Below are 24,913 nucleotides of genomic sequence, written 5' to 3'. Positions count from 1 at the left end.
GGACCACCAAACGCCAGCTGTGCCCCGACGGGCGCCGCCGGCGGCCGCGAAAGCGGTAGTGGTGCGAAGGGTGGGGTCGAGTGTTCAATTCACTCCGGCGGCACCACCGCTCCGGCGAGTCGGAAACACGCCTATTGGAAAACGAACTAAAGGTTGTCACAAAATGACAACCTTTAGTTCGTTTTCCAGAGAGCAGGCCCATCTGGGACGCGACCATAATTCGAGGCCGGCGAGCACGGACGCACGTCGGCTAATATCGTGCACGATCGTGGCATCTAAAGCCTGAAGTTCGTGGAGTTGGCGTGAGGGCGCGGGTGAGCAAGACACGGGCTATCGAGCGGTTAGAAGAGCTGGTGAACGAGGCTTCAGACCTGGATCCTCATGATCATCGCTCTCAAGAATTCAAGAAATGGACTGAGAGTGTCAATAGTGCATTTGTTTATATTTTTGGTGAAGATAGTCGTCAGTTCTCCCGACTCCCAGGCAGCCACGCAATAACTCCGAGTGGAATTAGGAACCATCTTAATGATATGGTTTCCGTGGTTGAATCAAATCTGGAAGATGTCAAGTGTTTTTGGGAAGAGGAAGAACCGACAGTACGCCCCATAGACCGGAATGATTGTTCGACACTTAACTTCGACCGTCGTGAAGAGAAGCGAAAGAGCAACAGAGTTTTCGTTATTCACGGACACGACGAAGCCGTTCGGGAAACGGTTGCGAGATTCCTGGAAAAGCTGGGACTCGAACCAGTCATCTTGCACGAACAAGCGAACAAGGGTCGCACGATCATCGAGAAGTTCGAAGATCATGCGGATGTTGCATTCGCGGTGGTGCTACTGACCCCGGACGATATGGGTGGCCTCAAAGACAGGCAAACTGAACTTAAACCCCGCGCAAGGCAAAATGTCATTCTTGAACTGGGCTTCTTCCTCGGAAAGCTCGACCGGCAGCAGGTCTGCCCCCTTGTCAAAGATGATGTGGAAACGCCTTCGGACTACGACGGAGTCGTCTATACCAGGCTGGACGATGCGGGTGCCTGGAAGATGAAACTCGTTCAGGAATTGAAGGCCGCCGGCTTTGATGTTGACGCCAACAAGGTGATTCAGACGTGAATGCACAACTGTCCGTCGCCAAGTCCGAACTGGCCGATTTCTGCCAAGCGCACGGCATCCGGCGTCTGGCAATTTTCGGCTCGGCGTTACGGGCCGACTTCGGCCCCGAAAGCGATATAGACGTGCTGGTCGAGTTTGCGCCTGGTCGCGCACCCGGCCTGTTGGGCGTGGCCGGAATGGAGATCGAGTTGTCGCCTCTGTTCGGCGGCCGCAAGGTGGACCTGCGTACCCCGGAGGATCTGAGCCGATATTTCCGTCAGGAAGTCCTCGACACGGCGGAAGTCCAGTATGCGCAAGGATGACGAAATCCGTTGGGAATTATAGGGAATAGTCCCAATCCGCCTTCGGCCCGCTACGCATCCGGGTCTTCGACGATCCGTGCTGGTGCCAGCGCAATGCGGGCGAATTCCTCCGGCGTGGGCATGGTGCCGTCAGCCTTGCGAATCACGATCGGTTCTTCGAGTTCAGCCTTCCGCGGCTGATAGGTGTGCGGCTTGACACGGACAACACGGCGGGGTGGAAGTTGCTTGTCCTGCTTGGTCATTGCGCGGTTCTCCATCGCTGAAACCTACTGATTCCCGCCCAACCTGTCAAGAGCGCATTACGCATTCGGCGGCCGGAATCAGCAGCTTAGACGCCATCACCATCACTTGAACACCGGGTGCAGCCAGTAGACCGTCCACAATCGGTCGAACTCGAGACCGTGCTTGTTCTCCCAATTGATCCGCCCTGCGATGTCGGATTCCATCCGCGTTCCGTAGACCAGCTCCACGCTTTCGTTGCCGAACCGATCCACGAGCGTCATGTGCACGGCCATGGTGACGAGCTGGACCGGTTTGCTGTGCGTGAACGCGGCCTCGTAGCCGTCCCGCATCGCGGACTCGATACCGCTCTTGGTGAACCCTGTCGTCAGGTTCTCGCTCGCCAGGAACGTCACGTGGACGATCTTCTCGCCCGGCGGGTCCACGGAGTCCAGGACATCGATATCCGTAACCCGGTCGACGCCTGTAACGCGATCCATGGTGTCGCGCACCGTCGCCAAAAGATCAGGCGGCGGCGGTGGCGGGGCCGGCCTGGAAACCGACTCGGACGCCTCCTGCACCGGAGGATCGGAGACGTCTCCCGGATCCCCGACCAGATGAGCGAAGCCGAACCCAACGAACACCGCCAGACTGAAATAACCAAACAACCGCATGGGCGCTTCCCGGGCAACAACCGCCCGGGGACGCCGGGCCGTTGTCACTCAATGCGAGAAGCAATGTGCCCCGCCTATTCACCTGGGCGCAGGGAGCAACCCCCTTGCCGGGTAATCAGGCTGTTCTATTCAGCGGGCGACCCGACCAAGCGGGATCGCATTGAGTGACGGGGTCAGTTTAGCAGGGTGTTCCATATCGGAACACGTGCACGTTCTCTTGCCTACCGACGGTGCCCTTATCTCAGTCTACCACGCTAGATGACGTCGGCCTTGCCGGACAACTTGCGCATGAGCGGCATGGCTAGGCGGTTTTGTCGTCGAACAGGAACGGTTCGAGAATGCGGGCGCTGATGTTCCAGAGCGGATGCGGGGTGTCGTCAATGAACAGATCGCAGGTGAGGGTATCCGCATTCCAGCGCGGATGGATCGTCAACTCAAATTGTGGCCGGCGCCGCGCAACGATCAAGTCATTGCCATACTCCACGGCTACGAAGTCCTGATCGAAATCTTCATCGGCAATGACACGCTCACCTTGCGCCGCCCGGTGATCGTGAATCAGCTTCGCCCGGACGACCGCAATGCCGGCTTTCCGGTCTTGCACCACGAACAACCGATCCGCCCGAATAGTATTTGGCAAGCCGTTGAAGCGCCGCACGTCCTTCCTGATCGATTTTGACAAGGACGCGAAGTTTTCTTCCAGCGTACAAGCTGCTCTGGCTTTCACCCAATTAGGATCGTCGCTCATGACCTCGCCCCTGATTCCAGCCCGTTCTCGGCGATCAGGTCAGAATAGCGGAGCCGCTTGTTCCGCATCCTTAAGACCACTGTTCGCATCTGCTCGCTCGTGTCGAGCTCCCGGATGTTGTGGCGACCGGCGAACTCACTGACGTAGCGGTCAAGGTGCTTCGGCGACATCTTGTGGTACGTCCCGTTGTACCCACGCTTGAGCATGGCCCAGAACGACTCGATGCCGTTCGTATGCACCTGATCCCGGACGTACTCGGAGACACTGTGCTTCACCGAGTCATGGTCGTACCACCGTTTCAGAATGTTGTAGACCGCGGCCTCGTCCGTGTAGACGACCGCACCTTGTGAAGTCATCGCAGCGACAAAGCCGGCGACGTCCAGCGTGTCCACCTGCAGAACCTGCTGGGCGATGATTCGTCCGGTCTTGCGATCCTTGATGCCGACGACCACGGCTTTCCCGGACCCGCCGCGGCCGGTGCCCTTGAGCTCGCGGCGCCTAGCGTTCGACATGTTCTTGCGCTTGCCGCCAATGTAGGTCTCGTCGGCTTCGACAGGCCCATCGAACTGTCGTTTTTGCTCGTTGCCGAAGGCGGCGCGGAGCCGGTGCGCCAAGTGCCAGGCGGACGAATGTGCGATCTCGAGGTCGCGGTGCAGCTTCATCGCCGACACCCCCTTGAGATTCGTCGTCAACAGGTAGATCGCAATCGCCCAATCCCGGTAGCCAAGGTTCGACGACTGCATGATCGTGCCGGTCTTCAGGCTGAACTGGGGACGCTTCGGGCAATCCCGGCAGCGGTGCGTCATCGTCTTGTGCTTGATCGGATGCTGGACGTTCTTCGATCCGCAGTGCGGGCAGTAGGGGCCGTCAGGCCAGATCTGCGCTTCGATCCACTTGCGGGCCTTCTCCTCCGTCGAGAACATCGCCATCAGCTTCTTGAGGCTGATGCCCTCTCTGTGTGCCTTGCCGGGCGCCGTCTGTGTCATCGATCGAAAATCCCCCACTCCCGACAAAGATTTTCCAACACCTGAATTCGTTCCTGCGTTTCCTGGCGGGAGCGACGCAGCGCCTCGATATCCTCGAAGGACGGCCAGTCTGACGCGGAAATGGTTCCCTCTCCATCGCCAGCCACAATTCGGATGGCCACCTGCAATACTTTCCGGTAATTGTCGCCCTTTGCTCGGAGGCACGCTCTCTTCTTTTTCAATTCCGCAAGTTCCGAAACGGATCGGCCAATGATGATTTCCATTTCTTCGTTCGTCATCCGAAGTTCCTTACCTTGATACGAATATGACGAAATCACTCGATTGGGACTATTCTATGAAATTACAGGCCCGGCGTCAAGAGAATTGGGACTATTCCCTATAATTTCCAATCCGTTTACGGCACATGCTGGACGCCGCGCGAGAAGCGGTGGCCTTCGCTCGAGGACGGACGCGCGGCGACCTCAACGACGATCGCCAACTGGTCCTTGCGCTGGTCAAGGATATCGAGATCGTCGGCGAGGCGGCAACGCAGGTCACCAAGCCCGCACGCCAACAGTTGCCCGATATACCGTGGGAGCGGATCGTCGGCATGCGTAATCGACTCGTCCACGCGTATTTCGACATAAACCTCGACATCGTCTGGGAAACGGTTCGGGGAGACTTGCCGGAACTGATCTCTCTGCTCGATTCGGCCATCTCGCCAGAGCGCGGTCCCGCACCGGAGGCGGAGTAGTAGCGCGCGCGACCATTGAGCGCCCGGTTGTCAATTCTCTTTACGAGGAGCCGACGTGCCATTGGCGCTACGGTCGGACGGCCCACCCGTTCGATCTCGTGGAAGGCCGGCGGGATATGTTGTCGCCTCTCCGGACTCAAGGGCACGACCGACTGCTCGAATTCCTTTGACCCCGCCCTGATCGCACCAGGTGTCCTGGCGCGCAACGCACCATGCGCAATCGGCGAGGAAGCCGGCATGTGCCCGGAGCGGAAGCATGCCCCCTCGCGGGACCTTTATCTGGAACTAGGCGCCCGTGACCTTCGCACGGCCTGCGGAGCGCCGTCGCTGGGGGCCTCCCGCTTACTTCGCACGATCGTGGCAGGCTTTAGGACAGATCACACTTCAGGAATGACAAACTTTGGCGCAATGGCGGTCCATCACCCGTTGCCGGCGCGCGCCACAATTGACAATCCTTGGGTATCCGCCGACGACAATTTTTCGTGCGTTTTCCAGCCACTGGCACACGCACCAATAGTTGTCACAAATTGACAAACATCAGTGGTGCAACTTCCGGGGAGCAGGTCAGCTTGAATTGGCAACTTGCCAATCAACAAACCCTAGCCATTGATGCAGGGAGCGTCAGTGCACGGTGGTGCGAGCGTTTGACCTATCATGCTCAATGAGCGCAGACCGTCGCTCCCGTCCACGCCGGAGGTCCACCATGTTTGACGCGTACACCAAAGCCGTTCTCACTGTCATTGCGGTCGCGCTGTGCGCGATTGCCGTTCAGGGCGCTGTGGGCGATGCTGATGCGGTGGACGCGGGATGCGGCGATATTTTCAATCCATGTTTCGTGCGAGTAGTCGACTAGCGGCGTTCCCCGCCCACGCAAATACAGCGTCAGTGCGGTGGACGGTGCCTGCCGCGCAGGTTCCGTCAGCTCCGTAGATATTTCCGTCCACTGTGTTTGCGTCGCCGCCCGTTCGAATGAAACCGTCAAGCGGCCACGCGATGGCGTAGGGAAGCTCGTTGAAGACACTCCCGAAGCCCACCAGCGCGAAGCTGCGGTCGAACGTTTGGAGGGTCAAGCGACAGGGAGACGTCGCCCTGTCGCCCTTAGCGACGGCATAGACGCGACCATTGGATGTCGCGCTCCCGGGCGTGCCGATATCGGCAGGCGCGCCGCAATGGGCGTCGGTGTGGACGGTGGCAAGGATTATGCCGTTGCGGCTTCGAAGTCCGGTTCGAACGTACCTCTGTAGGTCGCGCCGTGGACGAAGGCGTTCGTGCTCCACCGGCCCAGGTCGTCCGGCATGTCGCCTTCGGACAGGCGGTGGCTGAACAGGGCAAGCAGCGCGTCGCGCTCCAACGCGTTCAGCCGGGCGTAGAGCTGGACAGTACCGTGCATGATGTACTGCGGATCCGGCAAATGTGCCTGCACGGCAAGGATGTGCCGGATATCGTGCGTCATCAGCGCGGCGTTGCGGAAGTGTGGGCCGTACCAGACCTTGCCATGGTCGCTGTAGGTCAGATCTCACCTGCTCCCGGAGGGTGGTCCACAGAATGACGGAAGAAGCCACGACCGCAACGCCACACAGGACTGAAGGACTAGGCACGGACCCGGTCACGGCGCTCCCCGAGAAGATGGCGACCGGCCCGACCGCAGCCATCTTTGCTGAGATACGCAAGGTCATGCAGATCCCGCTGCTGACCTCGATTTGGCGCACGCTGGTGAGCATCGACAGGGGGTTGCCGACGGTCTGGGCGGCCACCAAGCCGATTTACCTGTCTGGCCAGCCGGATGCAGCGCTCGGCCGTCTATCGCGTGCCGACATCTTCCCGGTGCCGGCGCCCTTGGGGGCCGATCAACTGGCCGACGCCAGCATGGACGCCGAGGAGTTGCGAGCCGCACTCGGCATCATCGATGCCTATACCCGCTCCAACAGTCTCAACATGATGGCGTTGAGTGGCCTGGTGCTGTCGCCGGTCGGCCCGAGCCCGGCCGACTCGATCCCGGCGACGGCGCCGGTCCTACCGAACCCGCCGGAGCTACTCGAGAAATTCGAGATCGCTCCCGACGTCTGGATGCGGTTGGAACGGGTCAACCGTCTCGGCGCAGGCGCGAACTCCCGCGGTGTGGCGACCCTGTGGCGCCACCTCGCGCACTACCCCGGCCTGCTCCGGTTGATCAACCACGCCTTCGCACCATTGCAAGCAGACGAAACGATCGACCGCGCTATCCAAGAAGTCTTCGAGGAATCGCAAGCTGAAGGCGCCCGACTTGCCCATTTGCGGGGCGACATCAGCGCGATACCTGACCTTGCGATCGAAATGGTCACCACCTACGTGGACGGCCCGAGCGGAGTCGCGCGCATGGTTACCATCGGGCATGGTCTAGCCCAGTGGTTGCGGCGATCGGCGCCGGCTGGATAGCGACGTTGGCTCAATCCGCTTCGCACGAACCCGACGTCGGACGCGCAGCTGCGGGCAGGCGGCGCAGCCGCCCGACCAGCAATGCGAGGGCCATGTCAGAACCCAGCCGGCCACGACACGGCTCCCCTTCTTTCCAGGCATGGGCCTCCCGCTCGGCCGTGGCCGGCCGCAGCACTGGCCTGTCCGTGAGTTGCCTACCGATTCTTCGGGGTCATCCGTTGACTGCCTGTATTCGGCCGTCGCGGGGAGTGCCGAAAACCGCCTGACGCATCCCGGCATTTCGGCCAGACCCCCTCGTGGCCATGCAGTCTCCCGGCCGGCTTCCGATCCGCACGTAGCTGGGGGCCGGGAGACCGAGAAAGCGACGATCGTTGGGTGTCCACCGAAGACAGCGGCTGGGTCGTTCTCCACCATTGGCAATCAGGCCGCGGGCCGTCACCAAATGACAGCCTCAGGCACTTGGGCGGCTCGCCAATCCCGCTTCGACAACCGGTCGAACCGCCGGATTCCGCTCAACGAAACGTGACGATGGCCTCCGAATCGCCGCTCGGGAGCCCCGTGTAGCGCACCGTGATGGTGCGGCCCGCCTCTGTCGGATAGAAGGTTCCCATGGCACCCAGACTGAGCACGTCTCCAGGATGCAATCGCTCTCCCCGGGCGTTCACGTGTTCGACAAGCCAATGCACGACGTTCAAGGGGTGGCCCAAAATCGCGGTGCCGCTAGCGCGCTGGATTTCGCGTCCCGTGTCGTCGACCGTGAGGGATTCCATGTTCCCGAGTGCCTCGATGAACGCCGAAGTCGGCTCAACGGGAATGCCCTCGCCGACCACGCCATACCGCGACACCACGTTGTAACCGACGATCGTCGCAAGGTTCAGCGGCTCTCCCTCGGCCACGATCAGGTCGAGCAGCTCGACAAACGGGATCACTTCACCGAGATAACGTACGGCCTCCTCCGGCGTGCGTGCCTCGTTGATCCGTTCGTCGGCGACCGTGACGATCAGGTCGGCCTCGTAGACTGATCGGACGCCGAAGTCCGCCTCGATTTCGGATCCTGACGGCAGCAACATTGACTCGAACAACACGCCGCCCACCGGCTCGGCAGCGCCGAACCGATCCTGCAGCGGCTTGTTGGTCAGACCGGCCTTGTATCCCGCTCGGTCTCCGAGAGTCTCACTGAGCAACGCGAGGTACTTGCCTTGAGCGCAGTAGCCGTCCTCAAGGGAGGTGCCGTCGGGATAGCCGGGCCCCGGAGTCTTTGTGAGGAAGGCCTCGACGGTCGCACCGACGATTCGATCGTCGGGACATGCCGCCTCGGCAGCGGCGGAAAGAAGAACCCCCAAAGCCGCAATAAGCCCAATTCGCTTGATTCGGATGGTCATCGTGTCGATACCTGCTTTCGCTCGAGATCAGGAGCCGTGGATAAAGGCGGTCGGGCCGGTAATCTAGCGATGCGGAGGAAAGAACCTTGAGCAAGACGACCGTCAAGGCAATTCGAATTCACCAGACGGGTGGGCCGGACGCCATGCGCTGGGAGGATGTCGCCGTCGGCGCTCCGGGCGAGGGCGAGGTGGGTCTCCGGCATACCGCGGTCGGGCTGAACTACATCGATGTTCAGCAACGGTCCGGCGGCTATCCGATGAAGGACTTGCCGGTCGTCCTAGGCATGGAAGGTGCCGGCGTTATCGAAGAGGTCGGGCCCGGAGTGACCAGTTTCGTTGCCGGCGACCGCGTGTCCTACTGCATGGAGCGCGGCAGCTATTCCGAGCGACGGGTGATCGGCGCCAAGTGCTTGATAAAGCTGGACGACAAGACGACCGAAGAGATCGCCGCTGCCGCCACGCTCCAGGGGTTGACCGCGCACTATCTGGTGCGCGACCTGTACAAAGTGAAACCCGGTGACGTCGCGCTTGTCCACGCTGCTGCCGGCGGTGTCGGGCTGCTCGTCTGCCAATGGGCGAAGCATCTCGGCGCGACGGTGATCGGCACGGTCGGGACCAGGGAAAAGGCCGCGCTTGCCCAGGCGCACGGATGTGACCACACGATCCTCTATCGCGAGGTCGATTTCGGCGAAGCGGTGCTTGCACTCACCGACGGAAAGGGCGTCAACGTCGTCTATGACTCGGTCGGCAAGGACACGTTCGATACAGGCATCGACATATTGGCTGAGCGCGGCTGGATGGTGTCCTACGGCCAGTCCTCGGGCCCGGCCCCGGCCCTGAATACCGCCCGTCTGGCGATGAAGGCGCAGCATGTGACTCGCGGTGGCCTGTACTATTTCGTCAAGGACCCCGAGGTCCGTGCGCGAAACGCTGCGGAACTGTTCGGCCTGATCGCCGATGGGGTCTTGAAGGTCGAAATCAACCAGCGCTACCAGCTGAGCGATGCAGCTCAGGCCCACACCGACCTTGAAGCACGCAGGACCACCGGCTCCACGATTCTGACGCCCTGAGCGACCCGGCCTGCCTGCGCACGAAGCTGTCTGCCCCTGCGCGACGGCGGCGCACGGAGGCCGGCCGCGAATGTCAACATGGCAACGCTACGGATGGGTCGCACCTGTGCTTGGAGAATTCGATCATGCTGCCAGACGCCTTTGATGTAACCGACAAGGTGGTGTTCATAACCGGCGCAGGACGGGGCATCGGCAAGGGCATTGCCCAGGTGCTCGCCGAGGCGGGCGCCGACGTCGCCGTCAATGCCCTGACTCCCCGCCACGTCGAGAGCGTCGCGGCCGAGATCGCTGGCGCCAGTGGCCGACGCGTGGTCCCCGTGATTGCGGATGTCACCAAGCATGACGGCGTGGACCAGGCAGTGGGCGCCGTCATGGATGCCTTCGGACGGATCGACGTGCTGATCAACAATCTGGGAGACGCCATTCGCAAGCCGCTGGTGGCCCTGCCCGGGAAGGAAGCTGCCGCACTGACCGACGATGAACTCGACCTCGTCATGGACGTCAATCTGACCGAGGCGATCTTGTGCACGCGAGCCGTGGGGCCGCACATGCTGGCGCGGCGTTCCGGCAAGGTGATCAACATCTCGTCCTGGACCGCCCGGCAGGGCGGGGGCGACATGGTCGTTTACTCGATCGCCAAGACCGCTTTGGCGGGTTTTACCCGGGCGCAAGCGCTCGAATGGGCGCCATATGGCGTGCACGTGAACAGCATCGCGCCAGGCATCTTTCCGGATCCGGTAACGGTCGGCGGCGATGGCGTGCTGCAAGCCAGGGACATGGCTGCCCGGAGCGTTCCCTTGGCACGTCCCGGTGAGTTGCGAGAGGTGGGTTATCTCGCGCTCTATCTCGCCTCCGACGCGTCGAACTACATGACCGGACAGACCGTTTTTCTTGATGGTGGCATGAGCCTGTAGGTAGCAGCGCTGTCCGAAGATTGAACCCGCGGACGCGACTGGCGTTCACGACTAACCCCGCCGCTACCGCGGGAGCACCACGCCTCCGAGCGGATGTGGCGGCCAGTTAGCGCGTCCGGACCGGGAACTGGGCCAAGGCCAGGACCGCCGTCCCGGCGGACATTTGCCGTAGAGCGTTGCTCCGAGGCGGCCCTAATTCACGTCGCCGGCCATCGGGACGATCTCGACCTGGATGCTGCCGAGATAGGTCCCGGAAGCGTCGATCCGATCACCGACCTTGAGGTAGGTGCCTGCCGCACGTTGCGAGTCGGCCCAGGCCTCAACCGCGGCGCGGATGTCGGCCGCGCTCATGGCGGCGGGGTCATCGGGCGGCGCTGGCGCGCGAAAGGCGGTGCCGGACGGCGTGCCGGTGAGCAGCACCATTCCGGGCTCCCAGGCGCCGCGCGGCAGTAGGCGGATCGGCGCACCTCGGTAGGAAAAATTGCGCCGTTCTTCGGCGGTCAACGATCGGCGGATCAGCGCGTCGGCGTCCTCGGTCATGCTGCTGACCCGTTCCTGCTGGCGGGTCTCGCCGTTGACGGCAAGGCGAATCTCGACCCGGTCCTGGAAAGCAGCCCGGTCGAACGGCACCACGACGTATTCTGCCATCTGCATGCGGTCGGTCCCGCTCTTCGCGATGGCCAACGAGGCGACTCCCGCATCACTCTTTACGATTCCCGGGTACAGGTTGCCGACCAGGCTGTAGCGGTCGGTCATGTCCGTGACCAAGACGAAACCGATCACTGCGTCGTCGAGATCGGCCGCCGAGGCAATCGGCCGGTCCACCACCACGCCGAGCTCGACCTCGTAATCGAGCAGGCTGCCCGGCGTGTCGGCTGCATGCGCGACCGATGGGCCGCCGGGGGCAAATTTCGCGAACAGGAACGGCTGTCGCGGGGGCGCCCCGGCCTCGACCGCGTGGGCCGGGTAGTTGACCGCGGTCGCGACGTGCTGTCCCCGTGTCTCCATCGGTCTGATCAGGTCGGACTTGACGAGGTCGAACGCCTGGCCGCTGCTGACCGCATCGCCGACCAGCTTGACCAACTCGCTCAACGAGGTTCCGGCGAACAGGTCCAGCGGCTGGCTCGGGTAGATGGCGAGGGCAACACTCAGGTCGACTGCCGTTACGGTCTCTCCATCGTCCCGTACCACGGCGAGCACGTGCGGCCCGCCTTCGACCATCGTCCGGGCCAACGTGAGACCTTGATCGAGCGGCAGGATCCCGGCGTCATCCTGTGCGGAAACCACAGTCGGACCAACGCAGACCGCTATCAGGAGAATCGATGAAAGCTTCACGAGGTCTCCGACTATCGACAGGCGACGCATCTTCAAATCCCCCCAACGGTGAGCCACAGCGACGGCCCGACGTTTAGTCGCGCAAAGGAGAGTGTCAAGCTGCGGGACCCAAGGATTCGCCCTGAAACAGTTGCCGGCGGCAATTGCCGGGTCGTCACGCGCATGCGAGCCATAGGGGAAAGCGTCTGGCCGTTCACCTGTCGGCCGGGACGCCGGTGCCAGAACTCGGCCCGGCGACCGGCTGCACGCCGGACGCCTGCCCACTCCGTCCCGGGCGCACGGTTTCGGCAAGAGATGCGGCTGTTCTCCCCGGGGATCGGGAGCTCGTGCGGCCCCGCCTCGCTAGCTTCCCGACGTTGACGGAGCGCGGCCGCCCGCGCGCCGATGCCGCCGATCTTTAGTGCTATAAGAGGCTGTCGTCCATTCCCGGCATCATTCCGCAACCGACCGCCACCGGGCATCGACCCGAGACTGCCTTCCGGGCGTTTTCCATCAGCGAGCGCACCGCATGCCTGCACCCGACATTCCGTTCGAAACCCAGATCAACAAGCTGTGGGGCCACATTCGCGGGCTCCACGTCCTTCATCTCATCCGTACCGGCGCCGACCTTGGCTGGTTTCGCCTGCTCGCCGAGGCCGGAGACCGCGGTCTGACGCCGGAGGACCTCGCTGCCCCCAAGGGGCTCCATCTCCCATTTGTCCGGGTCTGGTGGAAGACGGCCATCGCGTGGGAAGTCCTGGACCCGCTGCCCGATGGCCGGGCGCGACTCGCGCCCCACTTCGACGCCATCCTGGCCAAGCCCGGCGATCCCCGGTTCCTCCTCCCCTACGTCATCGCCACGCTCGACCATTTTCAGCAGGATCTCGCCACCCATACGGCAGCCATGGCGAACGGTGCCGTCCGCACCTTCCAGGAGCACGGCCATGCCTTCGCCGAGGCGATCGGCAACACCACGGCCGGGTTGCACGTTCTCATGGCCCGACGCCTCCTCCCCGAGATCGGAGAGGCGCGTTCAGCCCTGACGGATGGCGGCACGTTCCTGGACTACGGCTGCGGCGTCGGGGGCCTCGTCGTCCAGGTGGCCAAGGCCTTCCCGCAGGCCAGGTGCGCCGGGACCGACGTCCATCAGGACGGCCTCGAGCAGGCTCGTCGGACCGTGTCGGCCGGCGGCCTCGAGGATCGAGTCACCATTCATGACGGGAACGAATGGCAAGGCGAAACCGCCAGCATCGACGTCATCTCGATGGTCGAGGTGCTGCACGAGATTCCCGAGGATGCGCGGGCGGAAGTCCTCGGCCACTGCCGACGCCTGCTGCGCAAGGACGGCCGCCTCGTGATCCTTGACGAAACCTATCCGGACGATGCCGATCTCCGCAGTCCGGAAGCCGCGCTTGCCGTCCAGACGCAGTTCAACGAAATGACCTGGGGCAACGTGGTACCGACCGCCGGTCAGCAGGCGACCCTCCTCGAGGAGGCCGGTCTGAAGATCATCGAACGCAGTACCATCGGCGGGATCTTTACCCTGCTGATCGCGGCTCCCCAGGGAGAATGAGCATGGATGTGAAGGACAAGGTGGTCGCGGTCACCGGCGGCGGCAACGGGATCGGGCGCGCGCTGGCGATGGAAGCGCACCGCCGGGGCGCGCGCGCCGTCGCGGTGGCCGACCTCGACGGCGGCGCCGCCGAGGCCTGCGCGGCGGCGTGCGGGGGCCGTGCCTGGGCTACGGACGTCGGCGACGACGCGGCGATGGGGGAATTCATCGAAGCTGCCGAGGCGTTCGCCGGACCGATCGACGTCTTTTGCTCGAACGCCGGCATTCATCGTCCGGGCGGTGTGGATACGAGCGCGGCGGACTGGCAGGCCTGCTGGGACGTGAACGTCATGAGCCACGCGTACGCCTCGCGGCGCCTCGCGGCGCCGATGGCGGGCCGTAGCGGATACTTCCTGATCACCGTCTCGGCGGCGGGCCTTCTGTCGCAAATCGGCTCGGCGACGTATGCCGTGACCAAGCATGCCGCCCTCGCCTATGCCGAGTGGCTGTCCATCACGTGGGGTGACCGGGGTCTCGGGGTTTCGGCCCTGTGTCCGCAGGCGGTCCGCACCGACATGATCGCCAACCTCGAGGACGGTGGTGTCGCCGGCCTCGATGGCGTGCTGGAGCCGGAGGATGTCGCCCGATCGGCATTCGACGGGATCGAGGCCGGCACCTTTCTCATCCTGCCGCACCCGAACGTGGCGGAGTACGTCCGCCGCAAGGCCACTGACCACGACCGGTGGATCCGCGGCATGCGGCGCCTGCAGGAGCGGTTCGGAGAAGGAGTCGGGTGATGCGCCGACCGCGCGGCCCACGGCTGAACCGGCGGACCCTGCTGGGAGGCGCGGCGGCCGGAGCCGTGGCGCCCGGTGCCGCGCTGGCCGGGCGGGCGGGTGACGCCGCCCCCGACTGGATGCAGGTCCCGGGACGCCCGTTCCGGGAGTACGGAGCGCCGGCTCCGCAGGAGGCGGACGTCGGACGGGAGATACTGCAGCCGTACGAGGATGTGTCGCCGGGGGCTGGCGTGGCCATGACCCCGCTCGAGGACCTCGAAGGCACGATCACGCCGAACGGCCTGCATTTCGAGCGCAGCCACAACGGCGTGCCCGCCATCGATCCGTTGCGCCACGAACTCCTCGTTCACGGCGAAGTGGAACGCAACCTGTTGTTTTCGCCGGCCGACCTGCTGCGCTACCCGATGACAACGAAGGTGCTGTTCATCGAGTGCGCCGGCAACAGCTTCTTCAATTCGAATGCCTTTCCCCTGGCTGTCGACGAAACGTGCGGCATGATCCACGGGCTGGTGTCCACCGCCGAGTGGACGGGAATCCCGCTGGCGCTGCTCCTCGGCGAGGCCCGGCCTCGACGAGGCGCGCGCTGGCTTCTCGCCGAAGGCGCCGACGCCAACGCGATGAGCCGCAGCCTGCCGATGGAAAAGGCGCTGGATGACGCCATGGTGGCGCTGTACCAGAACGGCGAACGGCTGCGGCCCGAGCAGGGCTATCCGATGCGGCTGGTGGTGCCGGGCTGGGAGGGCAATCTCAACGTCAAGTGGCTGCGCCGGCTCAAGGTCGTCGAGGAGCCGGTCCACACGCGGGACGAAACCTCCAAGTACAGCGACCTGCGACCGGACGGCAAGGCCCTCCAGTTCACCTACCCCATGGACGTGAAGTCGGTCATCACCGAACCGAGCGGCGGCCAGACGATCGCCCCGGGCTTTCAGCACATCACCGGGCTTGCATGGTCGGGGCACGGCGCCGTGCGCCGCGTGGAGGTCTCAACGGACGGCGGCAACTCGTGGCAGAGCGCCGCGCTTGACGGTCGCCCGGCGAGGTACGCACCCGTCCGGTTTCGGCACAACTGGACCTGGGATGGGTCGCCGGCGACCCTCCTGTCGCGGGCGACCGACCAGGCCGGCCATCGCCAGGAATCTCGGGCCGAATGGTCGGCGCGCTACGCGCACGGCCAACTCTACCACTGCAATGCCATCCAGAGCTGGCACATTGGCTCGGACGGCAGTGTCACCAACGTCTACCTCTAGTTTCCCGCAGCCCGTGACCCGATCCGTCGTCGTGGCAGCACTGCTGCTTGCCCTAGGCGCCGGCGCGGCCGCCGGCGCCGACGAGCGGCCGGTCTCCCCGGACCTCGGGCGGGAAGCGTCGGAATCGGTCGTGCAGCAGATGGACATCTCCATCGCTCCCGACGGCGCCACGCTGCCCGCCGGTTCGGGCACCGTCGAGGCCGGCGAATCGGTGTACCAGGCGCAGTGCCTGGTCTGTCATGGTGCGCAGGGCGACGGCGCCGATGCCGACATGCTCACCGGCGGCGTCGGCACGCTCGCCACCGCGCAGCCGGTCAAGACGGTCGGCTCGTACTGGCCGTACGCGACGACGCTCTTCGACTACATCCGCCGGGCGATGCCGCACAACGCGCCGCTCACCCTGACGGACGACGAAGTCTATGCCGTGACCGCGTACCTGCTCTGGACCAACCGGATCATCGGCCGCGACCTGGTCCTGGATGCGACGACGCTGCCCGCGGTGCAAATGCCGAACCGGCAAGGCTTCGTCGACGTGTGGGGTCCGCCCTGGAAGCGCGTCTGGCACACGTCCGGCCTGAGCGTATTGGCGGTGGTCCTGTTGATCGGCGCCGTGGTCGCGACCTTCGTCCTGGCCGACCCGCTGACCCGTCGCCCGCGGCTGTACCGCGTCGTCCGCGGGGGATTGCTCGCCGCCACGCTGATCGGGCTGGGCGGTTGGTTCGGCGTGCAGCCCGGCCTGCAAGAAATCGTCGATGCAGCACGGAGTGCCACTGCGGCCGGCGACTGGCGCCCGCTGCTCGGCATCCCGGCGCTGGTGCTGGTCGCCGTCTTCACGCTGGTTGCCCTGCTCCTCTGGGGACGCGGCGCCTTTTGCGGCTGGCTGTGCCCGTTCGGCGCACTGCAGGATTTCATTCACCGGGCCGCGCGGCTGCTCGGGGTGCCGCGCTACGAGCCCCCGGCGCGCGTTCACGGCAGTCTTCGGTTTCTCAAGTACGCCGTGCTGGCCGGCATCGTGGCCGTCGCGGTGTTCGTGCCCACCATGCTCGATACGGCGTTGGCGGCCGAGCCCTTCGGGACGGCGATCGGCGACGCGTTCCTGCGGCCCTGGCCCTACGTGGTCTGGGCCGTGGCCTGCCTGGCCATCGCGGTGTTCACCGAACGGGCGTTCTGCCGGTACCTCTGTCCCTTCGGCGCCGCGCTGGGTCTCGCCGGGCGGCTGCGGATGCTCAACTGGCTCCGGCGCCACCGGGCCTGCGGCACCAGCTGCACGAAGTGTGAGCCGGTGTGTCCGACCCGCGCCATCCGTACCGACGGCACGATCGATCACTCGGAATGCATCCAGTGCCTCCGGTGCCAGGAGGCCTACTTCGACCCTGCGTTCTGCCCGGAGGCGAAGCCCGCGCGCACGCCGGCGCGGGCGACCGCGGCCGCGATCGTGGTGGCGCTGGTGGTCGCGACCGACCCAGCCGACGCCGACATGTACGACCCGCTCGCAACCCGCCTGACGCCGGGCGTCATCGCCAAGACGTTTCCCGGGGCCAGCGACGTGCAGCCGCCCGACGGATCGCCGCCGGTGGCCACGGTGCGGGAGGGCGACGCGGTGCAGGGATGGTTGTTCTCGACCTTCGAGACGGTGAACCCGCGCGGTTACTCGGGCGAACCGTTCGACATCATCGTCGGCCTGGATCACGCCGGCCGCATCACCGGCTCGGCGGTCCTCGAACTCCACGAACCGATGGTGGGCCCCAGCCTGATCCCGCAGACCAAGCTCGAGGACCTCTTCGAGGGGCTTCGCAACCTCGACGTCCGTCGTCCGGTCCGGTTCACCGGGCGCGGGGTGGACGGCGTCCGGGGCGCGACGATCAGTGCCACGCTCACGTACAACGCGATCGTCCTGTCAGCGCGGAAGATGGCCCGGATCCAGGGGCTGCTGGGCGAGGAGGAGAACACCGGTCCGTTCCAGCTCGACGTCGACCGGTTCGAGCCGAGATCCTGGCAGGAGCTTCTGGACTGGGGCGGCGTGGTCGGCGGCGAGTACTCGGCGCAGGATCTGGGGATCGGGGGCGAGAGCGACGGGCCGGGTGAGACCGTCCTGTCGCTGTACGCTGCGCTCGCGACGCCCGCCGACGTCGGCCGCAATCTCTTCGGCGGCCAGTGGTTCAACCACCACATCTCGCAGATCGGCTACGGCGACCAGCTCCTCGCCGTCCTCGGGAGCGGCCGCATCTCCTGGCGGGGGAACGCCGTCCGGCGGACCGGTCAGTACGACCGGCTCCGGCTGGTCCAGGGTGAGCAATCGTTCAGCTTCACGAAGTCGGAATCGCTCACCGCGACCGCGGTCCGGGCCGACGGACGGCCGCTGTTCTCGGAGACCGGCCTGTTCCGGATCCCGCGCAAATGGGAATTCGACCCGCTCAAGCCATGGACCCTCGAGCTTCGCGTACCGCCGGACCAGGGCGGCGGGGCAGTCGACGTCGGGTATTCGTTGCCCCAGGAATTGATCGGCGGGGATCCGATCGCCCTTGAGGATGCCGGGCTCCGACCGGTCCAGACGGCCTATTTCGGGTTGGTCAGAACCAGCGCCCTTGAGGGCTGGCGGCGGGTCTGGGCCGAGCACGACGGAGCCATCATGGGGCTCGTGCTGCTGCTGGCGGTGCTCTCGGTGCTCGTGGCTCGGCCCAACGTCATCTCGCGCCACCGCCGGGTCCACCAATGGGTGCGCCTTGCCTTCCTCGTGGTCGTCATCGGCTGGCTGGGCTGGGTGGCGAACGCGCAGCTCACCATCGTCAACGTGCTCACGTATGCGCAGGCCGTCTTCACCGGCGGTTGGACCAGTTTCCTCTACGAACCACTGATCGTCATCATCGCCGGCTACACGCTCGTGTCGCTGGTGCTGTTCGGGCGCGGGGTGTTCTGCGGCTGGCTGTGCCCCTTCGGCGCGCTGCAGGAACTGCTGGCCCGCCTGGCGCGTGCCGTCCGGCTGCCCACGCTCGCGATCGCGGAAACGGCGAACGAGCGCCTGTGGGCCCTCAAGTACGTGGTGCTGGCGGTGTTGATTGGCAGCGCCCTCACCCTGGGGATGGGTACCACCCAGACCGTCGCGGAAGTCGAGCCGTTCAAGACGGCCATCACGCTCCGGTTCGACCGCAGCCTGCCGTATGTCCTGTATGCGGGGGCGCTGCTGGCGGTCGGGTTGTTCGTCGAGCGCTTCTACTGTCGCTTCCTGTGCCCGCTGGGTGCGGCCGTCGCCGTTCTCGGCAAGGTGCGGATCTTCGGCAACCTCGCGCGCCGCGTCGAATGCGGGAACCCGTGCCGGCTGTGCGAGCGAGCGTGTCCGGTGCAGGCAATTCCCGCGAGCGGCGTCATCAACATGAACGAGTGCTTCCAGTGCCTGGACTGTCAGGTCGAGTACCACGATGACCGGCGCTGCCCGCCCTTGGCCCAGATGCGGCGCTCGCTGGCCCCGGGGAGTTTCGCCAAGTAGCCGAACGGCCGACCGATGATTCGGCCGGCGCGAACCGGTGGCATCCCGTTGCGTAACCCCGTATAGTCCGCCGCACAAAAGGAAGGGCCTTTCGGGTTTCGCCGCCGTTTCGGCGAGGCACGGCTACGTGAAACCGGCGCCGCGCAAGCGCGCCCGGGCAGTCGATTTGTGGCCCCGCCTAATGAAAAGATGCTGAACGGGAGGAATTACCTAATGCATCTCCTAACCAAACTGACGATCGGTGTGCTCGTGAGCTTTGGGCTCGCGACGTCCGCGTTCGCTCAGGGTATTGACATCCTTGCGGCACCCAAGCAGCAGCCGAACTACGTTTCGGACGACATGCTTCTGAACGCCGACAAGGACCCGATGAACTGGCTCCACTACGGTCGCGACTACGAGGCCACCCGGTACGCCCTGCAGACGGCGATCAACCAGGACAACGCTGCGGACCTCGAGGCTGAGTGGTACCTGTCGTTCGGAACCCTTGAGGGGCAGGACAGCCAGGCCGTCGCCGTCGGTGGCACCCTCTACGTAACGACGTCCTTCAACCGCGTGATTGCGGCCGATGGTCAGACTGGTCTGATCAAGTGGAAGTACGAACGCGAGCTTCCGGCCGACGTGTACCCGCAGCTGTGCTGTGACGTCGTGAACCGTGGCGTCGCCCCGTACAAGGACAACGTCTACCTCGCAACGCTCGACGCGCACCTGGTCGCTCTCGACAACGCGACCGGTGAAGTCGTCTTCGACAAGACCGTTGGTGACTACACCTACGCCGAGACCTTCACCGTCATGCCGCTGGCGCTTGACGGCAAGATCATCATCGGCACCGCCGGTGCCGAGTACGGCGTCCGCGGCTGGGTCCGCGCCCTCGACCACGAGACCGGCGACACGGTCTGGAACACCTACACCATTCCGGCTGAAGGCGAGCCCAACAACGACACGTGGGCCGGCGAATCCTGGAAGTACGGTGGTGGCTCGACGTGGATCACCGCTTCGTACGACCAGGACCTGCACCTGCTCTACGTGCCGGTCGGTAACCCGGGCCCGGACTTCGACCGTCACGTCCGTCTTGGCGACAACCTGTACTCGAACTCCACGATCGTGCTTGACCCTGACAACGGCGAGCTCAAGTTCTGGTTCCAGTACACCCCGAACGACCCGTATGACTACGACGGCGTGAACGAGGTGATCTTGGCCGACATCGACGGCAAGAAGGTCTGGCTCCACGGCGACCGGAACGGCCACCTCTACTCAATCGACCGTACCAACGGACGTTGCAACTGGGTGGTTCCGCTCGGTCGGATCAACTGGACCCCTGGCTTCAAGGACAACTGCCGTCCGATCATGGCCTGGGAAGAAGGTGGCGACCCGGCAATGGACGTGGTCTACGACCGTCGTACCAACGACATCGCCCCCTCGCTTGACGGCGGAAAAGAGTGGCACCCGATGGCCTACTCCCCGCGCGTGAACATGGTCTACGTCCCGACGTACAACTTCTCGATGGACCTCCAGGCGAAGAAGATGGAATGGCGTCGCGGTGAGTGGTACCTGGGCGCGAAGGTCCTGACCTTCAACAAGGGTAACGGTGCGGTGAAGGCGTACAACGCCTCGAACGGCGAACTCGCCTGGATCCGTCCGCACAGCACGCCCGCCACGGGCGGCATGATGGCCACGGCTGGCGGCCTCGTGTTCTACGGTGACGCAGAGGGCTTCTTCCACGCCGTCCGCGACGACACCGGTGAACAACTCTGGGCCTTCAACGTCGGCACCGGTGTGCACGGTAACCCGACCTCCTTCACCGCCGGCGGCAAGCAGTACATCACGATCGTCGTCGGTGCAGGTGGTGGTGGCATCTGGCCCCTCACCTTTGGTGAGTGGCTCCAGAACCACACCAAGGGCGGCGGCCTGTTCGCCTTTGGCATCGACTAAAAAGTTCGCAACCGCGACTTTTTCGGGGGAGGGCAGTTCGCTGCCTTCCCCCTTTTCTTCTACCTATATATCTGCACCGGACTGATCCCTCTTTAATCCGGAGTCGACCCCGTGAAACTGATCTCCACCTGCGCCGCGGCGTACGCGCTGGCGTTTACCATGAGTCTGGACGCCCAAGCGGAAGACGCTCTCAACCACATCGAGGATCGCGGCGTCATCACCATCTGCGCCGATCCGTACAACTGGCCGCACAGTTCCTCGACCGACTATCCACGCGGCTTCGACGTCGAGATCTTTTCGCAGATCGCCGCCAACAACGGCTGGCGCACCGAGATTTACTGGTCGAATACCGGCACCCGGGGCGGGCTCGGCAGGGCGCTGCGCAATTCGATCGCCAAAGGGCGCTGTCAGGTGTTCGCCGGTATTGCGATCCATCCGGACAACGTCGATGAAATCGGGGAAAAGGGCCTGATCTTTTCGTCACCCTACCTCGGGCTGGCCTACATCCCGGTCGTCGACCCCGAACTCGCTAATACCGCCACGCTTGAAGACATCGCCAAGCACACCGACATCGGGGTGGCCATGTCGACGGCCATGGACGGCTACCTGATCGACAACGGCATTGAACGTGAGCTCTACCTCGGTAACCGGCGCGTCCTCGACGGCTTGCGCAACCGGGAGACCAAGGCCGCCATGGTGTGGGCACCTGCCTTGGCCATCGAACGCCGACGGCACAAGGAATCCAATTTTACGTTGGTTGAAGGCTTTGAACCGATCGTGGGCCTCCGCTGGAACGTGGGCGCCGCCATCCCGGGAAGTGAAACCCGCTTGATCGAGTTGGTCAATGCCGAACTGGCGGACATGCTGGCCGACGGCACCATCGAGTCGATCGTCACCGGCTACCAGATTCCCTATTACGCGCCATTCCCTGGCTGACGCTGCCGTTGCCCGGATGAATTTCATGCACCCTCTATCCCTACGCCGAGCCGCTCTCCTTCCCATCTGCCTGTTCGCGGCCTTCGTGCTGCTGGCACCGACGGCGAACGCCGCCGAAGACCTCGGCTACGGCGGTGAAGACGACATCGAGAACCCGCTGGAAGGCGATGCCGTAGCCATCGAGCACGGCAAGGAGCGGTACGGGGCGCGGTGCGGGTTCTGCCACGGCAGCCGCGGCATCGGGGCCAAGGGCCCGTGTCTGAGCTGCAACAAGTTCAAGGCGGGCGGGGGCAGGAATCTCGACATCTATTCCGTGATCGCCGCCGGTCTTACGATCAACGGCCGCCCTACCCAGATGGGTGGTTTCTCGCGGACGCTTTCCGACGATGACATCTGGTCCATCATCGCCTACTTGCGGCAAGAGTACAAGGACCGGCTCGCCAGAGGCGAGTTCGAGGAAGGCTACAACCCGGTGGCGGAAGAAGCCCAACGGTAACCGCCGGACCGGCCCGAGCGGCCGGCGCCTCCCCCGATCACGCGCTTTCCTTGAGCCCGCAGCCTGCCGGTTGCGGGCTCAATGGGTATCGAATGGTCGCAAGGCGGCGGTCGTGCGTCGGACCGGCGGCGCCTTGATGGCGATAGGCAGGCCGATCTCCCGAAGCAGCTTCTGCTGGATTGACGCGGCGAAGTCCCGATAGTCGTCGGCCACCATCAGGAACGCGCCCGCGCCGCCGATGACGCTGTGCTCGAAGTAGTCGTCGAGAAACGGCTCCTCGTTCAGGATCGCAAGGCCGTTGACCGTGACCCCCTGCTCGATCGCCTCGTCGCGGAGCGACATGGGATGGACGCCGTTGTTGGCCCGGCCGTCACCCGAGACATCGATCACCCGACGGTTGCCCTCGAAGCCGTTGGTCGCCAGCTGTCCCATGGCGAACTCGATCGCGCCGGCGATGGACGTCTGTCCGCCGGGAATTGCACGCGGCGCCTCCCGCAATTCACGCGCATAGGCGACCGCGTCCGCAGCGCTCCGAATGACGCGCCATCCGGTAACCGGCGCCTGTTCGCGGTTGTCCGACCACTGCATCACGAGCACCGCTAATCCGCCCGGCCCGAGCGAACGGATCGCGTCGAGCACCGAGGGGTTTCGGAACGCTGCGGCAATGCCTCCCATCTGCAGGCGGTACTCGTTCTCGTCGACGCTCGAAGAGACATCGACCGCAATGATCAGCTCCATGTCGACCGGCTCAGCCGCGACGGCATGTCCAGCCGCCGTCAAGGTCATGACGGCCAGGAATTTCCACACGTGCCTCATTGGGCTACCGGGCCATCCGCATCAAGGGTTGCCAATGCCCAAGCCGCTGCCAGGCGAACTTCCTCGGCTTGGTCGTCCAGTGCAGTGTGGAGGGCGCCAGTCGCCTGGACGGCGCCAACGCTGCCCAACGCCTCGGCCGCAAGTGCCCGGATTTCCGGCTGCCCTGCCCCCAGGTGCGGCAGCAGGTACGCGGCGGCTTCAGTGGCGATCGGGCCGAGTTCGACGATGGTGGCCAGCACGCCTGGCAGCAGGAGCGGATCACCGTACTCCAAGACGATGGTGAGTTCGGGCACTGCGTCAGATCCCACGTTTCGCAGCGCCTGGATGACCGCCCATCGAACGTTGTCATCGGGGTCCGCCAGTGCCGAGACCAACTCCGGGACCAGGTCGGAGACAACCTCCGAACCCATCCCCCCTACCGCGTCGGCCGCCGCCCGCCGGATGCGCGAATCCGGGTCTCGCAGCAGCGGCACCACCTGCTGTGCGCCTGACTGCCCTTCCTCACCCAGATCGGCAAATCCCTTGACCGCCTCGTAGCGCACCCGCGGGTCAGGATCGCCAACGAACTCGCCGAATACCCCCAGGGCAGCCTCCACGATGGCGCGGCGGAGCGACGGGTATCCCCGTAAACGCTCGGCCGATGTCATCGCTTTCGGCCAGATTTGCGCCTGCGGGTCGGTAAGCCAGCCCGACTCGCCGGGCCAGTTCCGGTCCCCGGCAATCCGGCGAAGGCACAGCAACGCAGCAGCGCGCAGCTCCGGATCGGGGTCTCCCGCGAACGGCGTGATGCGGGGCACCGCGACGCCAGCGCGGGCGCCGTGGCCGGCCAGTGCCTTCAGCGCGTTCAGCTTCTTGTCGCGGTTCGGGTCGTCCAGCACCTGCATCAATGCCGCCACGGCCACCGGCCCCATCTTGCCGAGCGTTGAAGCTGCGGAGCCCCGAACTGCCGGGTCAGGATCGTCCAGCAACTCCACCAGCGCCGGCGTGGCCACGACCGCCTTGAGGCCAAAGCTCTCCATCGCACCCGCCGCGGCCCACCGAATTTCCGGATGCGGATCATCAAGCAGCTCGATCAGGGCGGTGACGGTCACGTTGGCCTGGCCGCTGATCCGCTCGAGTGCGCGAATGGCCCGGACACGCACCAAGTGATCCGGATCGTGCAGCGCCGACACGATCAGGGCATCGATGGCGGTATTGGCGTTGGATCCGAGTTCACCAAGTCGGATCGCGGCCCCGGCGCGCTCGGCGGCGGTGGCCGCCTGCAGGTCGGCAACCAAGGCCGAGACCTCGTCGAGCGTGGCCGCCCGCAGCGGCCACGCGGCAACAAGTGCTGCGGCAAGGGGCAGCAGGGCCCAGACAGCTCGAGGCACGGCAATTCAACAAATGGGAGGACGTGATCGCATCATTCCAATCCCGCGCGGCTCCGTCAAACGTCGATTCTGCCTGCCTGACCCCGTTCCGCTTCCCCACCGAGCGTCCAGACCGATCAGTATCAACTCCAGACCGCTGGCGGCGAGCACGCCGTGAGGCCCCGGCTCGCGTCCGGCCGCGCCGAGGAAACTGCGGTCCAAGCAAACCGCGCCGGAAACCGCAATTGGGATGCGGCCAGCATGCTCAAGAAAGCCGGCACCTCGCTCATCCAAGTCGCCACTCCAGACGTCGATACATTCCCGTGTGAAAGCAATTTCTCATGCTGTGGCGGGATGCAGGCTCGACCCTCGATAGCGAGGGACTGCCCTGGTGAACTTCGTAATGTCAATGACTGGACGAACCTGGCGTTACGGACCATC

Annotated in this window: 24 protein-coding genes and 1 tRNA gene; 15 read left to right on the top strand and 10 right to left on the bottom strand. The window is 64.5% G+C overall.

Annotated elements, in window-relative coordinates; genetic code table 11:
- Positions 1 to 33 precede the first annotated feature (33 nt).
- The 3 genes from OXH60_13985 (at position 34) to OXH60_13975 (ending at position 1,414) form a co-directional block, all read left to right on the top strand.
- A tRNA-OTHER gene (locus OXH60_13985) sits at positions 34 to 106 on the top strand.
- Positions 107 to 314: 208 nt separating this feature from the next.
- Positions 315 to 1,112, top strand: a complete 798-nt coding sequence (locus tag OXH60_13980; protein MDE0713229.1) for a nucleotide-binding protein — start codon at positions 315 to 317, stop codon at positions 1,110 to 1,112.
- The gene (locus OXH60_13975; GenBank protein MDE0713228.1) at positions 1,109 to 1,414 is read left to right on the top strand and encodes a nucleotidyltransferase family protein; all 306 of its coding nucleotides are present in this window, start codon (positions 1,109 to 1,111) and stop codon (positions 1,412 to 1,414) included. Before OXH60_13980 ends, OXH60_13975 begins: the two co-directional genes overlap by 4 nt.
- Before the next feature lie 50 nt (positions 1,415 to 1,464).
- Here OXH60_13975 and OXH60_13970 read toward each other — a convergent pair whose 3' ends face one another.
- The 5 genes from OXH60_13970 to OXH60_13950 all read right to left on the bottom strand — a co-directional run bounded on the left by OXH60_13970 (position 1,465) and on the right by OXH60_13950 (position 4,316).
- On the bottom strand, positions 1,465 to 1,656 hold the full coding sequence (locus tag OXH60_13970; GenBank protein ID MDE0713227.1) for a hypothetical protein: 192 nt from the start codon (positions 1,654 to 1,656) through the stop codon (positions 1,465 to 1,467).
- A gap of 102 nt (positions 1,657 to 1,758) precedes the next feature.
- Positions 1,759 to 2,307: a hypothetical protein gene (locus OXH60_13965; protein MDE0713226.1), complete on the bottom strand. Its 549-nt coding sequence runs from the start codon at positions 2,305 to 2,307 to the stop codon at positions 1,759 to 1,761.
- 301 nt (positions 2,308 to 2,608) lie between these two features.
- Positions 2,609 to 3,052, bottom strand: a complete 444-nt coding sequence (locus OXH60_13960) for a hypothetical protein (protein ID MDE0713225.1) — start codon at positions 3,050 to 3,052, stop codon at positions 2,609 to 2,611.
- Positions 3,049 to 4,038, bottom strand: a complete 990-nt coding sequence (locus OXH60_13955; GenBank protein ID MDE0713224.1) for an IS1595 family transposase — start codon at positions 4,036 to 4,038, stop codon at positions 3,049 to 3,051. Before OXH60_13955 ends, OXH60_13960 begins: the two co-directional genes overlap by 4 nt.
- On the bottom strand, positions 4,035 to 4,316 hold the full coding sequence (locus OXH60_13950; protein MDE0713223.1) for a hypothetical protein: 282 nt from the start codon (positions 4,314 to 4,316) through the stop codon (positions 4,035 to 4,037). The genes OXH60_13955 and OXH60_13950 overlap by 4 nt, the downstream gene beginning before the upstream one ends.
- Before the next feature lie 125 nt (positions 4,317 to 4,441).
- Here OXH60_13950 and OXH60_13945 point away from each other — a divergent pair, with 125 nt between their 5' ends.
- Positions 4,442 to 4,771, top strand: a complete 330-nt coding sequence (locus OXH60_13945; protein ID MDE0713222.1) for a DUF86 domain-containing protein — start codon at positions 4,442 to 4,444, stop codon at positions 4,769 to 4,771.
- A 703-nt stretch (positions 4,772 to 5,474) separates the two neighbouring features.
- A complete protein-coding gene (locus OXH60_13940) occupies positions 5,475 to 5,624 on the top strand; it encodes a hypothetical protein (protein MDE0713221.1) in 150 nt (49 codons plus the stop codon).
- Between the two features lie 345 nt (positions 5,625 to 5,969).
- Here OXH60_13940 and OXH60_13935 read toward each other — a convergent pair whose 3' ends face one another.
- Positions 5,970 to 6,224, bottom strand: coding sequence for a hypothetical protein (locus tag OXH60_13935; GenBank protein ID MDE0713220.1), 255 nt, complete (start codon positions 6,222 to 6,224; stop codon positions 5,970 to 5,972).
- Positions 6,225 to 6,316: 92 nt separating this feature from the next.
- Here OXH60_13935 and OXH60_13930 point away from each other — a divergent pair, with 92 nt between their 5' ends.
- Positions 6,317 to 7,186, top strand: coding sequence for a hypothetical protein (locus OXH60_13930; protein MDE0713219.1), 870 nt, complete (start codon positions 6,317 to 6,319; stop codon positions 7,184 to 7,186).
- 512 nt (positions 7,187 to 7,698) lie between these two features.
- On the opposite strand, the gene OXH60_13925 is transcribed toward OXH60_13930, so the two are convergent.
- Positions 7,699 to 8,568, bottom strand: coding sequence for a hypothetical protein (locus OXH60_13925; GenBank protein ID MDE0713218.1), 870 nt, complete (start codon positions 8,566 to 8,568; stop codon positions 7,699 to 7,701).
- Between the two features lie 143 nt (positions 8,569 to 8,711).
- On the opposite strand from OXH60_13925, the gene OXH60_13920 reads away from it, so the two are divergent.
- Both OXH60_13920 and OXH60_13915 read left to right on the top strand, forming a co-directional pair.
- Positions 8,712 to 9,638: a quinone oxidoreductase gene (locus OXH60_13920; protein MDE0713217.1), complete on the top strand. Its 927-nt coding sequence runs from the start codon at positions 8,712 to 8,714 to the stop codon at positions 9,636 to 9,638.
- A gap of 125 nt (positions 9,639 to 9,763) precedes the next feature.
- Positions 9,764 to 10,552, top strand: coding sequence for an SDR family NAD(P)-dependent oxidoreductase (locus OXH60_13915; protein MDE0713216.1), 789 nt, complete (start codon positions 9,764 to 9,766; stop codon positions 10,550 to 10,552).
- 192 nt (positions 10,553 to 10,744) lie between these two features.
- On the opposite strand, the gene OXH60_13910 is transcribed toward OXH60_13915, so the two are convergent.
- Complete coding sequence (locus OXH60_13910) at positions 10,745 to 11,887, bottom strand: fumarylacetoacetate hydrolase family protein (GenBank protein ID MDE0713215.1); 1,143 nt, start codon at positions 11,885 to 11,887, stop codon at positions 10,745 to 10,747.
- A 508-nt stretch (positions 11,888 to 12,395) separates the two neighbouring features.
- On the opposite strand from OXH60_13910, the gene OXH60_13905 reads away from it, so the two are divergent.
- The 7 genes from OXH60_13905 to OXH60_13875 all read left to right on the top strand — a co-directional run bounded on the left by OXH60_13905 (position 12,396) and on the right by OXH60_13875 (position 22,307).
- Positions 12,396 to 13,439, top strand: a complete 1,044-nt coding sequence (locus OXH60_13905; protein MDE0713214.1) for a methyltransferase domain-containing protein — start codon at positions 12,396 to 12,398, stop codon at positions 13,437 to 13,439.
- 2 nt (positions 13,440 to 13,441) lie between these two features.
- A complete protein-coding gene (locus tag OXH60_13900) occupies positions 13,442 to 14,215 on the top strand; it encodes an SDR family NAD(P)-dependent oxidoreductase (protein ID MDE0713213.1) in 774 nt (257 codons plus the stop codon).
- A complete protein-coding gene (gene soxC, locus OXH60_13895; GenBank protein MDE0713212.1) occupies positions 14,215 to 15,462 on the top strand; it encodes a sulfite dehydrogenase in 1,248 nt (415 codons plus the stop codon). Before OXH60_13900 ends, soxC begins: the two co-directional genes overlap by 1 nt.
- 13 nt (positions 15,463 to 15,475) lie before the next feature.
- Positions 15,476 to 18,946 carry a 4Fe-4S binding protein gene (locus OXH60_13890; protein ID MDE0713211.1) on the top strand — a complete coding sequence of 1,157 codons (3,471 nt, stop codon included), beginning with the start codon at positions 15,476 to 15,478 and terminating at the stop codon, positions 18,944 to 18,946.
- Between the two features lie 213 nt (positions 18,947 to 19,159).
- Positions 19,160 to 20,875: a PQQ-dependent dehydrogenase, methanol/ethanol family gene (locus tag OXH60_13885; protein ID MDE0713210.1), complete on the top strand. Its 1,716-nt coding sequence runs from the start codon at positions 19,160 to 19,162 to the stop codon at positions 20,873 to 20,875.
- A 111-nt stretch (positions 20,876 to 20,986) separates the two neighbouring features.
- Positions 20,987 to 21,811 (top strand): transporter substrate-binding domain-containing protein, encoded by an 825-nt coding sequence (locus OXH60_13880; protein ID MDE0713209.1) that lies wholly within the window; start codon positions 20,987 to 20,989, stop codon positions 21,809 to 21,811.
- Between the two features lie 25 nt (positions 21,812 to 21,836).
- Positions 21,837 to 22,307: a c-type cytochrome gene (locus OXH60_13875; protein MDE0713208.1), complete on the top strand. Its 471-nt coding sequence runs from the start codon at positions 21,837 to 21,839 to the stop codon at positions 22,305 to 22,307.
- Between the two features lie 78 nt (positions 22,308 to 22,385).
- Here OXH60_13875 and OXH60_13870 read toward each other — a convergent pair whose 3' ends face one another.
- Positions 22,386 to 23,123, bottom strand: coding sequence for a DUF1194 domain-containing protein (locus OXH60_13870; GenBank protein ID MDE0713207.1), 738 nt, complete (start codon positions 23,121 to 23,123; stop codon positions 22,386 to 22,388).
- A complete protein-coding gene (locus OXH60_13865; GenBank protein ID MDE0713206.1) occupies positions 23,120 to 24,493 on the bottom strand; it encodes a HEAT repeat domain-containing protein in 1,374 nt (457 codons plus the stop codon). The genes OXH60_13870 and OXH60_13865 overlap by 4 nt, the downstream gene beginning before the upstream one ends.
- Between the last annotated feature and the right edge of the window lie 420 nt (positions 24,494 to 24,913).

This window comes from Rhodospirillales bacterium, assembly GCA_028824295.1.
GTDB lineage: Bacteria > Pseudomonadota > Alphaproteobacteria > TMED109 > TMED109 > VXPW01.
The sequence above is the reverse complement of the archived record's forward strand: the minus strand, read 5'-3'. Positions and strand labels throughout refer to the sequence as shown.

What these genes read in the sequence shown, in the direction of transcription:
- OXH60_13970 (MDE0713227.1), bottom strand. Translation starts at nt 1,656, where the DNA reads ATGACCAAGCAGGACAAGCAACTTCCACCCCGCCGTGTTGTCCGTGTC.
- OXH60_13965 (MDE0713226.1), bottom strand. Translation starts at nt 2,307, where the DNA reads ATGCGGTTGTTTGGTTATTTCAGTCTGGCGGTGTTCGTTGGGTTCGGC.
- OXH60_13960 (MDE0713225.1), bottom strand. Translation starts at nt 3,052, where the DNA reads ATGAGCGACGATCCTAATTGGGTGAAAGCCAGAGCAGCTTGTACGCTG.
- OXH60_13955 (MDE0713224.1), bottom strand. Translation starts at nt 4,038, where the DNA reads ATGACACAGACGGCGCCCGGCAAGGCACACAGAGAGGGCATCAGCCTC.
- OXH60_13950 (MDE0713223.1), bottom strand. Translation starts at nt 4,316, where the DNA reads ATGACGAACGAAGAAATGGAAATCATCATTGGCCGATCCGTTTCGGAA.
- OXH60_13945 (MDE0713222.1), top strand. Translation starts at nt 4,442, where the DNA reads ATGCTGGACGCCGCGCGAGAAGCGGTGGCCTTCGCTCGAGGACGGACG.
- OXH60_13940 (MDE0713221.1), top strand. Translation starts at nt 5,475, where the DNA reads ATGTTTGACGCGTACACCAAAGCCGTTCTCACTGTCATTGCGGTCGCG.
- OXH60_13935 (MDE0713220.1), bottom strand. Translation starts at nt 6,224, where the DNA reads ATGACGCACGATATCCGGCACATCCTTGCCGTGCAGGCACATTTGCCG.
- OXH60_13930 (MDE0713219.1), top strand. Translation starts at nt 6,317, where the DNA reads ATGACGGAAGAAGCCACGACCGCAACGCCACACAGGACTGAAGGACTA.
- OXH60_13925 (MDE0713218.1), bottom strand. Translation starts at nt 8,568, where the DNA reads ATGACCATCCGAATCAAGCGAATTGGGCTTATTGCGGCTTTGGGGGTT.
- OXH60_13920 (MDE0713217.1), top strand. Translation starts at nt 8,712, where the DNA reads ATGCGCTGGGAGGATGTCGCCGTCGGCGCTCCGGGCGAGGGCGAGGTG.
- OXH60_13915 (MDE0713216.1), top strand. Translation starts at nt 9,764, where the DNA reads ATGCTGCCAGACGCCTTTGATGTAACCGACAAGGTGGTGTTCATAACC.
- OXH60_13905 (MDE0713214.1), top strand. Translation starts at nt 12,396, where the DNA reads ATGCCTGCACCCGACATTCCGTTCGAAACCCAGATCAACAAGCTGTGG.
- OXH60_13900 (MDE0713213.1), top strand. Translation starts at nt 13,442, where the DNA reads ATGGATGTGAAGGACAAGGTGGTCGCGGTCACCGGCGGCGGCAACGGG.
- soxC (MDE0713212.1), top strand. Translation starts at nt 14,215, where the DNA reads ATGCGCCGACCGCGCGGCCCACGGCTGAACCGGCGGACCCTGCTGGGA.
- OXH60_13885 (MDE0713210.1), top strand. Translation starts at nt 19,160, where the DNA reads ATGCATCTCCTAACCAAACTGACGATCGGTGTGCTCGTGAGCTTTGGG.
- OXH60_13875 (MDE0713208.1), top strand. Translation starts at nt 21,837, where the DNA reads ATGCACCCTCTATCCCTACGCCGAGCCGCTCTCCTTCCCATCTGCCTG.
- OXH60_13870 (MDE0713207.1), bottom strand. Translation starts at nt 23,123, where the DNA reads ATGAGGCACGTGTGGAAATTCCTGGCCGTCATGACCTTGACGGCGGCT.